General features: G+C 35.3%; 10 protein-coding genes. All 10 read right to left on the minus strand.

What is annotated here, in order from left to right:
* Positions 1-53 precede the first annotated feature (53 nt).
* Positions 54-1,907, minus strand: a complete 1,854-nt coding sequence (locus MST30_RS01490) for a family 43 glycosylhydrolase (protein ID WP_243472642.1) — start codon at positions 1,905-1,907, stop codon at positions 54-56.
* Between the two features lie 91 nt (positions 1,908-1,998).
* Positions 1,999-3,723 carry a sulfatase family protein gene (locus tag MST30_RS01495; protein ID WP_243472643.1) on the minus strand — a complete coding sequence of 575 codons (1,725 nt, stop codon included), beginning with the start codon at positions 3,721-3,723 and terminating at the stop codon, positions 1,999-2,001.
* Positions 3,723-4,610 (minus strand): alpha/beta hydrolase, encoded by an 888-nt coding sequence (locus MST30_RS01500; RefSeq protein ID WP_243472644.1) that lies wholly within the window; start codon positions 4,608-4,610, stop codon positions 3,723-3,725. Before MST30_RS01500 ends, MST30_RS01495 begins: the two co-directional genes overlap by 1 nt.
* Positions 4,611-7,202, minus strand: a complete 2,592-nt coding sequence (locus MST30_RS01505; RefSeq protein ID WP_243472645.1) for a glycoside hydrolase family 2 TIM barrel-domain containing protein — start codon at positions 7,200-7,202, stop codon at positions 4,611-4,613.
* A gap of 18 nt (positions 7,203-7,220) precedes the next feature.
* The gene (bglX, locus tag MST30_RS01510; RefSeq protein ID WP_243472646.1) at positions 7,221-9,572 is read right to left on the minus strand and encodes a beta-glucosidase BglX; all 2,352 of its coding nucleotides are present in this window, start codon (positions 9,570-9,572) and stop codon (positions 7,221-7,223) included.
* 2 nt (positions 9,573-9,574) lie between these two features.
* Positions 9,575-10,360 carry a carboxylesterase family protein gene (locus MST30_RS01515; RefSeq protein WP_243472647.1) on the minus strand — a complete coding sequence of 262 codons (786 nt, stop codon included), beginning with the start codon at positions 10,358-10,360 and terminating at the stop codon, positions 9,575-9,577.
* Positions 10,361-10,370: 10 nt separating this feature from the next.
* Positions 10,371-11,717, minus strand: coding sequence for a glucoamylase family protein (locus MST30_RS01520; RefSeq protein WP_243472648.1), 1,347 nt, complete (start codon positions 11,715-11,717; stop codon positions 10,371-10,373).
* A 15-nt stretch (positions 11,718-11,732) separates the two neighbouring features.
* Positions 11,733-13,076, minus strand: coding sequence for a glucoamylase family protein (locus MST30_RS01525; RefSeq protein ID WP_243472649.1), 1,344 nt, complete (start codon positions 13,074-13,076; stop codon positions 11,733-11,735).
* A 140-nt stretch (positions 13,077-13,216) separates the two neighbouring features.
* A complete protein-coding gene (locus tag MST30_RS01530) occupies positions 13,217-14,926 on the minus strand; it encodes a LamG-like jellyroll fold domain-containing protein (RefSeq protein WP_243472650.1) in 1,710 nt (569 codons plus the stop codon).
* 10 nt (positions 14,927-14,936) lie between these two features.
* Complete coding sequence (locus MST30_RS01535) at positions 14,937-16,469, minus strand: RagB/SusD family nutrient uptake outer membrane protein (protein ID WP_243472651.1); 1,533 nt, start codon at positions 16,467-16,469, stop codon at positions 14,937-14,939.
* Positions 16,470-16,477 lie beyond the last annotated feature (8 nt).

Here is a 16,477-nt window from a genome sequence, read left to right on the forward strand (position 1 = left end):
TGCGACTGAAAATGTTATTAAAACAATTAAAAGGGTTATAATATGCCTCATCTTTACTCTACAAAAATAATTTCAGTCTGTTCGGAAATTCCGTTTTCATTAAAAGCTTCAATGGTAAAATAATACGGTGTATCTCTATCTAAGCAGCGCATAAAATGAGAATTAGTATCGTAAACTTGCCAAGATTGGTAAAGTTTGTCTGGTGCTATTCCCCAACGGATGTTATACCCTTGTGCACCTTCAACTTTATCCCAAGAAAATGAAATATCTCTACGGTCTTTTTCGCGGTTGATTTTATAGTTAGAAACTTTGTTTGGTGCTTCACCTAAACCTAATCCGAAAACTCTAACTTCTGACATTGCAAAGTTATTTCCTGGTACTTTTACATTGTTATATCTAACGTATTTTGCCTTTACCGGTTTGTCTAAAACAAGATATGCGTTTGGTGCGTCAATCTCAGATTTACTTCTATCTACAACCGTTTTCCAGTTTTCACCGTCTTCTGAAGTTTCAATAGTAAATTGATGTTTTAAACCTTCAACACGTGTGTAAATTCCAGAGTCGTGATCGTGATAATTTAGTTGAATGGCGTGGACGGTTCCTTCATTTAATAATTCGATTGTAATCCATTGTTTACTGTCATTTGCTTCTGCAACCCAAAAAGTTTTAGGATTTTCATCGGTTAATACATTTGCTATTATTTGTCCTTCGGTATTCGTTTCTGTCGGTATTTCTTTGACTTCAACCTCATCATTATTAGATGTGAATTTCATTATTTGTTGAAGCGAAGAAGACACCGTTACATTGCCATTATACGATAACAACATCCAACCATTATGCTCGCCAGCTTTTGTTGGATGATTTGGTCCAAAACGAGGATAATCGCCGTAAGACGTATTGCTATACATTAAACCATCATCGTCAAAATAGGTTGGGAACATACATAAACGACGTTCCCATTGTGCGTTAGATGCTAACGCCATAGTCGCAAAATGCCAGTATTGACCATTGGTTTGCTTTACTGTAATACCGTGTCCTGCACCATTGGTAAATCCACCAGGTTTAAAACTCATCGGATTATTTTTCATATAAGTGAAAGGTCCAAGTGGCGAATCGCCAATGTAAACGCCATCTGCATACACGTTAAACTGCGTACCTGGTGCTGCGTATTGTAAATAGTATTTTCCGTTGTGTTTGGTCATTGAAGCGCCTTCCATATAACCTTCTTTTAAGGTTGGATGAAAGTTGTTTTCGCCAAAACGTTCCCATCCGTGCTTTTCTTCATCTAAATTTATCAATTCTTCTCTAACGCCAGTTTCTAAAAAGCGATCATCTTTATTCAACATTTTTACACGAATAGGATGCACGTTAGAACTTCCCCAATAGAGATACGACTTGCCATCATCGTCAATAAATAATTCGGAATCTTGAATGTTATTTGAAATTGAAGCAGTTGGTGTCCATAACCCTTTTTTAGGGTCGTCGGTGTATAAAATACTTCCGTAACCAGCAGGATCACCAGCAAAATAAACTAAAGAATCTTTGTAGTTGAATGCTGTTGGTGCGTTGCTGCCTTCAAAAAACCATTTTTGCGGTTTAATGAATTTCCAGTTGACTAAATCTATAGAATGCCAATATCCAAACGAACGTGTGACAAACATATAATATTCGCCTTTAAACTCAATTACCGCAGGATCTGCGCCAGAACGATAGGATTGGTTTCTGGCAGAATTATAAACCATATAAGTGTAGTCTATATCTAGCGGATTGATGTAGGTTTGCGTGGTATCTGTTGCTGCTGTTTCAGTTTTATTATCATCTGAAACAATAGTATTTTCTTGCTTTTGTTTGCAAGATATCATTGCTATAACTAGGAATGCGAGTTGTATAGTGTGTCTTAATTTCATCTGTTAATTTTTATTGTTTTTCAATCGTCAGATGGAACATCTTATTGTTATGTTCACTTAGTGACTTGAGATTAATCAGAGATGTTTCATTTTAATGATGATGATATTTTGATCCTGTGTTACCTCTTAATCTGTCAAATTGTTTGTAAGCATTATCTACACGTTGCTTTGGTGCTTTTTCAAATTCTTTTTCGGTAACCTTATATTGTTGTTGTAATTCGGCTAAACGTGTTCTTAGTTTGGCTTCAATCTCGTCATAATTTTTGTCATCAATGAGATTGGTTAACTCTTTTGGGTCGGTTTGTAAATCGTATAATTCCCACTCATCAATGTCGTCGTACACGTGAATTAATTTATAACGATTGGTACGTACACCATACATCTTTTTTACCATGTGGAATGCTGGATAGTCGTAATAATGATAGTAAATCGCATCTCTAAAATCTTCATCTTTTTCAGTACCATCTAATAAACCTGCAAAGGATTTTCCTTGCATATCACTAGGAACATCAACACCTGCAAAATCTAAAAAGGTTTCTGCAAAATCGAGATTTTGTGTTAAGCCTTCAACCACAGTTCCTGGTTTAATTTTTTCAGGATATTGTATTAATAATGGCATTTTCAAAGATTCCTCATACATAAAACGCTTATCAAACCATCCTTTTTCGCCTAAATAAAAGCCTTGGTCAGACGTGTAAACTATAATAGTATTTTCGGTTAAACCATTAGTATCTAAATAATCTAACAACTTACCGATACCTTCATCTACCGAAGCTATAGTTGACAAATATTCTTGTAGATAACGCTGTCCTTTCCATTCTGCTAATGCTTTTCCAGATAAATTAGCATCGTGAAAAGCATCATTTTTTGGCTGATAGGCTTTATCCCAAGCAGCACGTTGCTCTGGTGTCATTCGTTCAAAATCTGTTTTCCAAGGATTCCAAGCTAATTCTGGACTACCTTTTTCCTTAGTCATTTTAAGGTCGTGACCTTCGTACATATCACGATAAATAGTTTGTAATTGGTCTTTTGAAGCAGTTGAATTTTCGTGCTTTGTAAAATACGTATCAGGTAATGGAAATTGCACCGAATCATACTTATTAACGTGACGTAATGCTGGCATCCAATTGCGATGTGGCGCTTTGTGATGCACCATTAAAAAGAAAGGCTGTTCGCTGTTTTTCTTTTTATCTATATAATCAATTGCGTAATCTGTAATTAAGTCGGTTGCATAGCCTTTAACCACAGTGGTATCTGGTAACTTGGTCGTCCAATGCGCGGTGGTATCAATGTGTTTTTTGTTGATGTAAACCGTATCTTGAATCTTTATAAACTGCGGATTGTAATAGTTTCCTTGATCATTTAAAATATTCCAGTGGTCAAAGCCTTCAGGATAACCGTGTAAATGCCATTTGCCGACAATGGCAGTATTGTAACCTGCTTCTTTCAGCAATTTTGGAAGCGTTTGTTGTGAACCATCAAAGCGGTCGCCATTCATTCTAAATCCATTAACGTGACTATGTTTTCCTGTTAAAACTACAGCACGACTTGGTCCGCAAATAGAATTGGTACAAAAGTTATTTTTGAAAATTGCACCGTTTTTTGCCAATCTATCAATGTTTGGTGTTGGTGCCAGTTGACCAATAGGATGACCATATGCGCTAATGGCTTGAGCTGCGTGGTCGTCTGCCATTATGTAAATGATGTTTGGTCGTCTTGAGTTTTCAGTTACATCTGCATTGACAACTTCTGACTTGTTTTCTTTACAAGACTGAAATGCCAAAAACACTAATAATATGAACGAAATATATCGCATTACTCTTTAGTTTTTATGATTTTTGTTTGAATGACTTCATCATTAAGCACTGTACGTTCAAAAAAGTTGAACACAATATCTAATTCTTCATAAGGAATTCTGGAAATTTCATGACGTGCTTCTTTGACAATATTGAAATAGAAAGACGTTTCAAATTCCTCTAATTTATCGGCAATAATTTTAGAACCATCTAGCATTATATAACCATCTTTTGTTGGTGCACAATAATGATGTGGCGCATTCCCGTAAGGTACCAGTTGGTCTTTTGTGCCGTGATATAAAACAGTTGGCACAGCATTTTCTGGCGACATATAGCTTGCATCAACAATAGCACCAGCACACGAAAAAACACCAGCGAATTTTACATTTTTATAATCTTCAGAATTATCTACAAAATACTCACGCATAAAAACTGCGTTAAGAATACCCTCAGCACCAGCACTACTACCTCCTGCAATTATTTTTGTAGTATCTATTTGAAGCTCATTAGCGTGTTCAACCACATATTTTGCAGCATCCATATAATCGATAGCAGCTTGTTTAAAGGTTTCAAGTTTTTCGTCTTTAGTACAATCACATCCAAAACCTGTTGTTGTCCCCTTTCTTAGTAATCTATAAGAAATTGAAATCCCAATATAATTTTGCTCTTTTGCAGCGTATTTTACTAAATTTTCATCATCTATATAATCTCTGTGGCCGACTGCAAATCCACCACCATGCATCCAAAGTAATACAGGCAACGTATCTGTTATTTTAATATTTTTAGGCGTATAAACATCCAATTTTAAGGTATCTTTTCCTTTTATGGAATAAGTGTATGTAGCTTTGTTTTGTGCTGAAAGTGATAACACAAAAAAGAATACAAATACTTTTATTATAAATTTCATTTAGTCTATTTTTTCTATTAAAATACCGCTAATAACTGGCAAACCTTCAATAGCGTTGAGTTTTAAAGTTAGTCCTTTTTTTGTTTGAATAATTGCCTGAAGCGTTACACCATACTTTTCGGGATAGGCTTGGGCTAAATTCAATTGTTTTTCGATTAATCCATCGTTAATGTACACATCAAAAATGCGTTGTGTTTTATTACTTTCTGAAGATTGTTCTGAAAGGTTATAAATATTTTCAGCTGACTTAATTTGTGGTTCTACGAAGTATAATTTCACGTTATAATTGCCTTCAGGAACGTCTAGTTGATATTCTGCACAACCTTCTAACAAGGTTTGAAATAACGGCTCTGCATCAGTGTTTTTAATATTATGTGGCAGACCTTGATTTTTATCTTTGGTCATCCCAAAAGCTGAACCATCTTTATAACCAAACCATCCTTTTTTATATTCTTGGTCTGGTACAAAAGTGATGTCCCTTTCTTCATCATAAAAGTTGAAATGTGCACCTAAATTAATGCCGAAACGTTTGAAGTTTTTAAAATCAAAAGCTTCAATCCTATTGACTTTTATTGTTTTTTCTTCGGAAATGCTTTCTGTTGAAACTACAATAGAATTATTACCATTTGTGAAAGTCATTTCAATAGAGGCAAAACCATTTTCAACTTTAAAATCACCTAAATTGTTACCATTCAAACTGACATTGACTTCATTTTGATTGGAATAGATTTGAACAGGAAAAGCTTCCTCTTCAAACAAAGTCAATCCTTTTAAATTATCTGTTGCGATATAAATAAATGGTGCATCTTCATCTAAAACCGATTTGTACCAATAATAAATATCCTTTGGTGTTCTGTCGTATTGCACTAATCCTTTTTGGTTAACGTGCGGAATAGCATCACCACGAAATTCGGAACCAAAATCTGCAAAATTCCAAGCTGTCATTCCGGTCATAAACGGTCTATCTGTAATTTGTTTGTAATAGGATTGATGTAGTTTTGCTTGATAATTGGTAGAAAAATCGAACTTTTTTGGTGTCTTGGTAAAAATTCTAACATCTGCGCCAGGACCATATTCCGATAACAACATCGAACGTTTTGGATAACGCTGATATTGGTCATCTAAAAACTTTCCTAAATCTTCAATTTGAGCATCGTACCAACCAAAATACAGGTTCCAACCTAAAAGCATTGGCAAATCTGCTATTCCCGTCTCGTTATAAACTTCATTGAGATGACAAGCCATAACCGTAATATGGTTTGGAGCTAGACTTCTGGTTAAATTCTCTAGCTGGTTGGCGAGTTTTAAAGTTGTTGTTTTTAATGCTTTCTTTTCCTCTTCAGTAGATTTTCTATCGAATGCTAAACGCAGAAAAATCTCATTCATATAGCCAAACATTACCACACTTGGATAGTTGTAATATTGTTTTATGTGTTCGTTTTGCATTGTATTTGAAACCTCAAAAAAGGTTTCAGAATCTGTAACTTTATTAACAATGGGTATTTCCGTCCAAACTAAAATTCCAAGCTCATCACAAAGCTCATACAATTCTCTTGAGTGCGGATAATGTGCAAAACGAATGACGTTGGCACCCATATTTTTGATAAGATGAATATCTTGTTTTTGCAACTCGATTGGCACTGCATTTCCGTAATCTTTATAATCTTGATGACGATTTACACCAATTAATTTTATTGGTTTTCCGTTTAGGAAAAAGCCTTTTTCAGGATCTACAGTTGCCCAACGAAAGCCTAAATTAGATTGTTTTTGGTCTAAAATGGTTCCGTTTTTATCACTTAAGGTTAGTTGTAATTTGTATAAATAAGGATTGTCTGGCGACCACAATTTTGGGTTTTTAATTTCAGGAAACTTGACCTTAACGGTTTCAGTTTTATTGGAGTTTAAAGTTAATCCTTGATGTTCTTCTCTAACACGATTTCCTACGGCATCAAAAATTTCAAGATATAAATCTGCATCGGTTTTGGTTTCAAAATTATCTATTAATACGTCGACTTCTACACCAGCTTTTTCGTTGGAAACGTTGTAATAATTGACATAAAAACCATCGGATGCAAAATCCTTTAAACTAAAATGTTGTTTTGGGACTTTTATCAATTCCACATCGCGATAAATACCACCATAAAAAGTAAAGTCTGCATCTAATGGTGGAATATCTACATTATGCGAATTATCGACTTCAACTTCAATTAAATTGTATGCATCAAATTTTAGAAACGATGTGATTTCAACATTAAAAGCCGTGTAACCGCCTTTGTGATTGGTTATTTTTTTTCCGTTTACATAAACGGTAGCTTCTTGATTGACAGCATTAAATTTTAAGTAGAAAATCTGTTCTTTTTCTTTTGAAGACACAAAGATTTGTTTTTCATAAAAGCCTAATCCTCTGCGGTAACCAGCCTCATCATCAAACGCATCTTTAGCATTCCAAGTATGCGGAATATTTACCGTTTGCCAATGGGTTTTATTTTCAGAATATTGCCAACCATAATTAATTGTTTTTGATTGAGAAAAACACAAAAAGGGGAAAGCCACACAGAAAAACAAGTACATAATTGTTATTTTGTTTGTCATATGTGGCATAATTAGCTATTAATCTAATAGGTTAAATGAATTCTTAAACTCAACATCAGAGTTTGTTCCAATAGCTACTTGGAATTCACCAGGCTCTGCAACAAAATCTAAGTTAGAGTTATAGAATTTTAAATCTTCAACAGAAATGGTAAAGTTTACTGTTTTTGTTTCACCTTTCTTTATAAATACTTTTTGGAATCCTTTAAGTTCTTTAACAGGTCTTGTAACTGTACCAACCAAGTCTCTGATATAAAGCTGAACAACTTCTTTTCCGTCATAATCACCCGAATTTGTAATATCTACAGACACACTAATTGTGTCATTAATAGTCATTGAAGTTTTGTCTAGTTTTACATTACTATAGTCAAAAGTAGTATAGCTTAAACCGTAACCAAATGGATACAATGGCTCATTACGAACATCTAAATAATTAGTTTTGAATTTTTCAAAATTACCTTCTTTGTTTCCTAATGGACGACCAGTATTTTTATGGTTGTAGAATAACGGAACCTGCCCAACATTTCTTGGGAATGTTGCTGTTAGTTTACCAGATGGGTTTACATCTCCAAACAACACATCTGAAATGGATAAACCAGCTTCGCTTCCAGGAAACCAAACGTTAAGAATTGCAGGAACGGTTTCATTTTCTTCAACTAACGTTAAAGGTCTTCCTGTAAACAGGACTAAAATCACAGGTTTACCTGTTTTTAATAAGGCTTGCAATAAGTCTTTTTGTATTTGTGGAATACCTATATCTGTTCGACTGCTACTCTCACCGCTAAACTCAGCAGATTCTCCTATAGTGGCTACAACAATATCAGATTTTTTAGCAATTGCTAATGCTTCATCTAACATCTGTTTGTCACTTCTACCATCTCGTGGAATATCTTTCCCAAACATTGTAGCTCGTTTTTCTAACTCTAAATCATAATCTAAATTACTTCCTTTAGCATACAATAAGTTAACGTCGTTACCAACGGTTTGCTGTAATCCATCCCAAACCGAAATGGCTTTGCTATGATCGGACGACACAGACCAAGTTCCTGGCATATTATTAGCTGCTTTTGCCAAAGGTCCTATGACTGCAACTGTACCTGATTTTTTTAATGGTAAAACTTGGTTATCATTTTTAAGTAATACAGTAGATTCTGCACCTACAAGACGCGCATAATCTCTATTTTCTTGAGTAAGAGTTTCCTTTTCTGCTCTTTCCTCACTACAATACTTATATGGATCATCAAACAGGCCTAATTGATACTTTGCTGTTAGTATACGAGCAACAGCTTTATCAATATCTCCCATCGATATTTTTCCTTGATCTAAAGCTCCTTTAAGGTCTTTGATATAAGAAGCGTCTATATTAGCTGCATCTCCTGCCATATCCATATCCAATCCAGCTTTAAGAGCTAGAGAAGTTACATCATATTCGTCTCCCATTCCGTGAGCACGCATTTCGTAAATTCCTGTATAATCCGAAACAACAAAACCGTTAAAGCCCCAATCATCACGTAATAAATCAGTAAGTAACCACTTGTTACCTGTTGCAGGAACACCATCTATTTCGTTAAATGAAGCCATAACAGAACCAACACCTTCTTCAACAGCAGCTTTGTATGGTGGTAAATATTCGTTATACATACGTATACGACTCATATCTACTGTGTTGTAATCTCTACCTGCTTCTGGTGCTCCATATAGTGCAAAATGCTTAACACAAGACATTAAAGTATTGTTTGCGGACAAATCATCTTGTTGATAACCACGAACCATAGCGCGAGCAATTTCACTTCCTAAGTAAGGATCTTCTCCATTTCCTTCAGAAACTCTTCCCCAACGAGGATCTCTAGAGATATCTACCATAGGCGAAAATGTCCAGTTAATACCATTGGCACTCGCTTCATTTGCTGCAATTTGAGCTGTTTTTTCAATCATTTCCATATCCCAAGATGCTGATAAACCTAATGGTATCGGGAATGTGGTTTTAAAGCCGTGAATAATATCCATTCCGAAAATAAGAGGAATACCTAATCGGCTTTTTTCAACAGCTATTTTCTGAACTTCATAAATATTTTTCGGATCTTTTATATTGAAAAGACCACCTATCTTTCCATCCTCTATTTTTTTAACTACATCAGTACTTTTTGAAGCACCTGTAGTAATTGGACCTGTAGCAGGAAGATTCAATTGGCCTAATTTTTCATCTAAAGTCATTAAGCTAATAATTGAATCTACTTTTTCCTGATAAGGGTTTTCACTTTTTGAGCCTGAAGCAGATTTACTTTCTGTGTTGGTATTGCAAGAAAAAACGGTTATAACACCAAGTGCAATTGCTATGGCTTTTATGTTTTTAGTTAGTCTAAGTTTTATCATTTTTATTTTTTTGATTTAGAGAAAAGCCATTTTAACAATTCTGGTTCTGCAAACGTAGAATCCCAACTGTTGTGATTATCGTCTGCATATAAAGTAAAATTTGGTTTGCCACCATATTTTAAAATAGCACTGACCATATCAAGCGAAAGTTGAGGATCTACCACATCGTCCTTAGCTCCGTGAAATACCCAAACTTCGGTCTTATCAGCATATTCTTTTGCAGATTCCGGATCACCTCCACCACAAATGGCAAAGGCTGCCGCAAACATTTCTGGTCGTCTGTAAAGGATTTCAAAAGTTCCCATTCCTCCCATAGATAGACCTCCAACGTATACTTTTTCTTTTTTAACGAAAGGTTTTTCAATAAACTCATCCATTAAATCCAAGACCAATCCCATTGAAGTTGTTGGACCTGTTTCGTACTTGAAGTTTAAACCTATTGGATTTGTTGACCTATCTACATCAACTTTAGACCAATAATCACTTTTTGGGCACTGCGGAAAAATTACAATGGCAGGAAATGCTCCTCTGTTGGTTTGGTCTGTGAACAATTTACTACCGTGAACAAGCTGTTTTTTGTTATCCTCACCACGTTCGCCTGCTCCATGAAGAAACAACACAACAGGATATTGCTCATCTTCTGAAAAATTTTCTGGATACATGATGCGATATTGCAAAGTATCATTTTCCTTAATATGAATTTTTTCTTTGTACAAATCCTCTTGAGCAGTTGCCAGCATAGCGAAAGCAACTAAACATAAGGTCAATATATTTTTGTATAGATTCATCTCTGTATTTTTAATATGTAAATCCTAAAGCATCCAAACCATTTTGAACATCTTCATTTTGCATGAATAAATTCCACAACAAACCTGAACGATAATTCTCTATCATAATAATCTGTGGTCCTTGGTCTATTGCCAAATAGCGTTCAGTAATCCAATCGTATTGTGGGCTAAAAGCATCATAAAAACCAGCAGGACCCATTAAATCATTTTCATAGAAAAAATGCATTGCTGCTAATGACTGAGCAGGTGTGTATGGAATAGAACTAACTGCGGCTGTTGGTGAAATTACACCTGTGTCATTCTCAGGATCGTGAGCAGAATATCCTACAGAACCATCTGTATTTCTGGTATAACTTGCCGTTAATCCCCAACAATCTTGTCCGTAACTCACATAATTTCCAGGATTGCTTACACAGTATTGATAATTAATTCTGGTATGGTTAACATTTAAATCCCAATAATTAGCATACTGATCTGATAGATTATTAGGGTTTAATCCTAAATAGGAATAGTGTGCCCAAAACAAAGGTCCTGTTCCTGTACCAACGTGATCTAAAATTAAAGGAATATTATACTGGCTTGCTGAAGACACAATATTGCCATTACTTGCCCAACCTTGATGATAAGCTTCAGAAGGGATCGTATAATCTGGAGATGCTGCACCTAGCACAAAAGCTATTAAAGTTTCATTATAACCTTTTAATTCTAGATTAATGGCAAAGCCACTGTTAGGACTCCAATGCCACAATAATTTATTTTGTCCATTGGTGTACCAATCCCATTCTACACCTTTCCAAAGTGCGTCGGCTTGTGCCGCTAAAGTCTCTTCATCTGCTGTACCACCTTCAAAATACTCTTTTACACAAATGAGACCTTGAGCTAAAAATGCTGTTTCCACTATATCACCTCCATCGTCTTGAGCACTAAAAGGTATTACATTACCCGTACCTCCATCTATCCAATGCGGCCAAGCTCCGTGAAAGCGATCTGCGTTTTCAAAGAAATTTAATATTTGTGTTAACCTTGCCACACCTTCGGATTGAGATATATAACCTCTTTCAATACCAACTAAAATTGCCATAAGTCCAAATCCACTTCCACCTGTAGTTACTACATTTTGACTATTGGATGGATCGTTAGGATGATATCTTTCTCTCGCAGCACCTGAGTTACTTTCGGCATAATCCCAAAAATACTTAAAGGTCTCCTGTTGAGTTAAGTCCATCATTTCTGTATCAGACAACGGTATGAATGGGTCATCATCATTTGGATCATAAGGCTCTTGGTAACCTGGCCCATTATCTTTTCCGCAACTTAATACGACTAATAATAGTAAAATGAAACTAAGCTTCTTCATTATCTTTAATTCTATTTAATATTTAAATCCTAGTTTATCCAAACCAACTTTGACATCTTTATTTTGCATAAATAACTTCCACAACAATCCTGTTCTGTAATTTTCTATCATAACCGGAATAGGTCCTTGGTCTATAGCCAAATATCTTGGCAAATACCAATTATACTCTAAACTAAAAGCGTCGTATGGACCATATTTTCCAACCAAACTATCATGATTTTTATAAATATTTTCCAGAACATTCATACTCGCTTTTGGTGTATATGGAAAGGAGGATAACGCTGCAGTGGGAGAAACAACACCACGATCATCACCAGGTCTATGACCAGCATAACCTTTCATAGAATAACTTGAGGTAAAACCCCAAAGACTATCACCATATCCCTTATAATTTTTAGGATTATCGATTGCATATTTATGGTGAATCTTAGCGTGATTTTGAGTCAGCTCCCAATAATCAGCGTATTGATCCGAAAGTCCTTTGGGGTTTAGGCCCAAATAAGAATAATGCGCCCAAAATAAAGGCCCTATTGGTGCATCACTATGCTCATAATAATCCAAAACCAATGCTTCATCATAATATGATTTGTCTGAAACAATTTCTCCATCTCTTGCCCATCCCTTTTCGTATACTTCTTTTGTAATTGGATACGTTGGTGATGATGCAGCAAGAACGTACATAATGAGACATTCGTTATATCCTCCAACAGGAAAATTCATTTCCCATTCATATTCTGGTGACCAGTGCCAATACAATACATCTTCACCCCCTTTGGTATACCAACTCCACTCTACTTCTCTCCATAGTTTATCAATTTTGGCTACTAATTCTTTTTCTTGTTCGTTTCCGTTTTTAAAATATTCAGCAACGGTCAATAAACCTTGTACTAAGAATGCAGTTTCAACTAAATCACCTCCGTTATCCTTTTTACCAAATGGATACATTTTGCCTGTTTCACCATCTATCCAATGCGACCATGCTCCATGAAAACGATCAGCTTTTTCTAAAAAATTTACAATTTTAGTATATCTATTGAAAGCTTCTTCTCTTGAAATCCAACCACGCTCAACTCCAACTAAAATGGCCATGAGTCCAAAACCACTCCCACCAGTTGTGACTGTATTTTTTGGCGATGTTGGATACGCATCATCCATATGCAAACGTTCTCTAGCCAAACCAGAATTAGGCTCAGCACCATCCCAAAAGTAATTGAACGTTTGGTATTGTATGGTATCTAATAATGCACTTTCTGATAAGTCTGCATACCTATGTTTTACAGCTGCACTATTATTAACTTTATTTTGATCTTCTTTTTGGTTATTAGATTTACAGCATATTAAAATGCATCCTATAACCATCAAAAAAAGTATTTTATGGAATTTTTTCATTTAAAATTTGCGTAAGAATTTAGCGGCATTTTAGAAAAATGCCGCTAAAAATTTGAAATAAGGATAATTAAAAAATTTAGACTTAAACCAATTAATTAAAATATGAAATTTTAAAGCATATCCTGTATTTCTGCTTGTGTTAAAGCAACATTGTATAATCTTAATTCGTCAAATGCACTTAAATCAGATAAGTGATTCCAATAACTAAACGTTGGACCACCAGCACCAATTACTATTTCACTACAACCTGTCCAATCTACACTAGTTGCAAATGTTGATGACAATTGCTCTACACCGTTGAAATAGATTTTACTTTCTGTAGCCGAAACTGTAAGTGCGATATGAACCCATTCGCCAGCAGTTACATCGATAACACCACCATCATTCCAACTCTCACCACCACCAATACCAACATTGGCTTTTATTCTCTGTTCAGTAGCACTTCCTTCTCTAAATAATCTAAAGCCTTGGAATCTGTCATCAGCATCATCACCTACTGTTAAAATACCAGATCTATCTGGTGTAGAATCAACTTTATACCAAAACGTAGCACTAAAAGAATCTGTTCCGAATAAGCCATCAATCGGGAAAGTTAAATAAGAATCGGCAGCGCCCATGTAAGCATCAGAACCTTGATAACTCTCACCTGCGAAACCTGGTGCACCAACCTCTGTTGGCATGTTTAAGCTGATTAACTCTGTGTATGACCCATCAAAAGGCATATAAAAAGTTTCACCATTATACATTGGTTCGTATGGATTAGTTACATTGATCATGTTTTGCACTTCAGCTTGAGAAAGTGTTGTATTAAATAATCTTAGTTCATCCATTGCACTATCATCAGATAAGTGGTTCCAATAATCAAATGTTGGTCCACCAGAGCCAATATGAATTTCAGTACAACCTGTCCAATCTATAGCATTAGCAGGCGAGCCTGTGTTTACTGCCACACCATTAAGGTAGATTACTGTTTGAGTTGGTGAAATAGTAAATGCTACGTGAACCCACTCACCAGCAGCTACATCAATTAATCCACCATCGTTCCAGCTTTCGCCATCACCTGTTCCTACATTGAGTTTTATTCTTTGTTCTGCCGAATTACCTTCTCTGAATAATCTAAAACCTTGTAACCTATCATCAGCATTATCTCCTACCGTTAATATACCAGATCTGTCTGGAGTTGCATTGACTTTGTACCAAAATGCACCACTCATATTTGCACCAAACATTAAATCGTCTATTGGGAATGTTAGATAAGAATCTTCAGTTGCTCTAAACGCATTAGAACCTGCAAATGCTTCACCTGCAAAATCAGGTGTTCCTACTTCACCAGCATCAGTTATTGATAATAATTCTGTGTAAGTTCCGTCAAATGGCATATAAAAAACTTCACCAGGAAATATTGCTTCGTAAGGTGGTGCTTTAGAAAAATTAACTGTAGCACTAGTAGAGTTACCTGCTAAATCTGTACCTGTTACTATTAAAACATGATCTCCACTTGTTAAACTATCATAAGTAAACTCTTCATTTACTATTCTATAGTCCAAAAACGTATTATAAGACGCTATTTGTACTCCATCTAGTGTTACGACTATGGTATTAACTTCTATGTCATCTTCTACTCTGAATGAAATGTCAACTGGTACTACCAATTCAAGACCTGTAATCTCAGTTCCTTCTGTAGGATAAATAATTTCTACAGTTGGAGCTCCTGAATCTGATCCTGGATCTACTTCTGTAATAGGATCAATGCCTTCATCACATGATACCACAAACAGTATCATGAAAATTCCTAAAATTTTTATTATTGTTTTTTTCATAACTTCTTTTTTATTGTTGTGATTGATAGTAATCATTAAGAATATAGCTTTGATCTAACTGAGCTTGTGGATAAGGTAAAAATGCTTTATCCATGTTGAATGTTCTTCCGTCGTAACTAAGTTCTCCTGTTTCACCTAATCTAATCATATCATAATATCTAATTCCCCATTCCATAGCTAACTCAGCAAATTTTTCATCCATAACTTGCTCACTAGTCACGCCAGAAAGTGTTCCTAAACCTGCTCTTAATCTCACAGTATTTACAGCACTGTCTGCAGTACCAGCAGTACCAGACGCTCCTCTTGTTAGTGCTTCTGCATACATTAACAATACTTCTGCATATCTAATAACAGTATAATTCTTATTAGTACCATAAGAGGTTCTACCTTCAGTTAATTGATTTGATGGAAGATAATGCTTACCGCTTGCAAAATAAGCTCTAGAGTAGTCATTAATTACATCTCCATCTCTAGTTGTATTAGATATCCAAGCAGGTAAAGTTGCATAATCTGGATCTGTTTGCAATTCCGCTATTCCTCTATCAGTAAATAACACACTTGTTTCTAACCTCACTGTTTCACCTCTGTCTATCATAAATTTGATAAACTTAAAACTTGGCTCATAAAATCCCCATCCACTTGTAGCTTCTGGAACAGCTGCTGACCAGTTTTGAGGACCATAGAATGCAAATAAGTGAGCTACATTTTCACCTGAAGATTGCCCGAAATCTGAATATTGTATTTCCCAAATATTTTCATTTGCTAGTTTACCAGGAATCTTGAATAATTCGTAGTAATCATCATATAATTGAAACTTACTAGAATTAATTATTTCGCCCGCAGCATCAGCTACATTTTGATAATTTTCAACCTCTAAATTTGCTATAGCCTTTACAGCTAATGCTGTATATTTTGTTATACCACCTGGCAAATCAGATCTTAAATTAGGAGCCACATCTAATAAATTAGGTATTGCTTCATCCATTTCATCAGATATCCACATCATTAATTCATCTTTTGGAAGTACCTCGATTTGAGTTTGATCGGTTGTTTGAATTCTGTAAACATCCCCAAAAACTCTAGATAACTGTAGTGTTATATAACCTCTTAACACCTTGCATTCAGCCTGGTATTGATCTATTAAATCAGAATCTACACCTCCAGCTCTAAATCTCTCTAAGGATTCTATCTGAGATGTTATCTGTAATATGTCTTGAGACCAATTCTCAAAAAACACATTATACATCCAATAACTATTATCGTAAATAAAGTTATCCGTATCAGCAAAACCTTGTTGATCACCTAATCCACCTGCATTAACATCATCTCCTCTGACTGAAATAAGCGGTATTTGTTCCCAACCCACATTCTGAAACTTCTCATAGGCGCCAACAAGTGCTCCAAAAGCTTGTTCTTCACTACTGTAATCTATCTCGTCTTGCAGTACTACAAGTTCTTGTTCTTCGTCTAATTTATTGTTGCAATTGAATAGCAAAACAGGTAAAATTAGAACAATCAATTTTAAATTAAATATATATCTCATAGCTTGTT

Source organism: Winogradskyella sp. MH6 (genome assembly GCF_022810765.1).
Taxonomy (GTDB): Bacteria; Bacteroidota; Bacteroidia; order Flavobacteriales; family Flavobacteriaceae; genus Winogradskyella.

Bases quoted from the DNA above. Each gene is read 5' to 3' on its own strand.
- MST30_RS01490 (WP_243472642.1), bottom strand. From the start codon at position 1,907: ATGAAATTAAGACACACTATACAACTCGCATTCCTAGTTATAGCAATG.
- MST30_RS01495 (WP_243472643.1), bottom strand. From the start codon at position 3,723: ATGCGATATATTTCGTTCATATTATTAGTGTTTTTGGCATTTCAGTCT.
- MST30_RS01500 (WP_243472644.1), bottom strand. From the start codon at position 4,610: ATGAAATTTATAATAAAAGTATTTGTATTCTTTTTTGTGTTATCACTT.
- MST30_RS01505 (WP_243472645.1), bottom strand. From the start codon at position 7,202: ATGACAAACAAAATAACAATTATGTACTTGTTTTTCTGTGTGGCTTTC.
- bglX (WP_243472646.1), bottom strand. From the start codon at position 9,572: ATGATAAAACTTAGACTAACTAAAAACATAAAAGCCATAGCAATTGCA.
- MST30_RS01515 (WP_243472647.1), bottom strand. From the start codon at position 10,360: ATGAATCTATACAAAAATATATTGACCTTATGTTTAGTTGCTTTCGCT.
- MST30_RS01520 (WP_243472648.1), bottom strand. From the start codon at position 11,717: ATGAAGAAGCTTAGTTTCATTTTACTATTATTAGTCGTATTAAGTTGC.
- MST30_RS01525 (WP_243472649.1), bottom strand. From the start codon at position 13,076: ATGGTTATAGGATGCATTTTAATATGCTGTAAATCTAATAACCAAAAA.
- MST30_RS01530 (WP_243472650.1), bottom strand. From the start codon at position 14,926: ATGAAAAAAACAATAATAAAAATTTTAGGAATTTTCATGATACTGTTT.
- MST30_RS01535 (WP_243472651.1), bottom strand. From the start codon at position 16,469: ATGAGATATATATTTAATTTAAAATTGATTGTTCTAATTTTACCTGTT.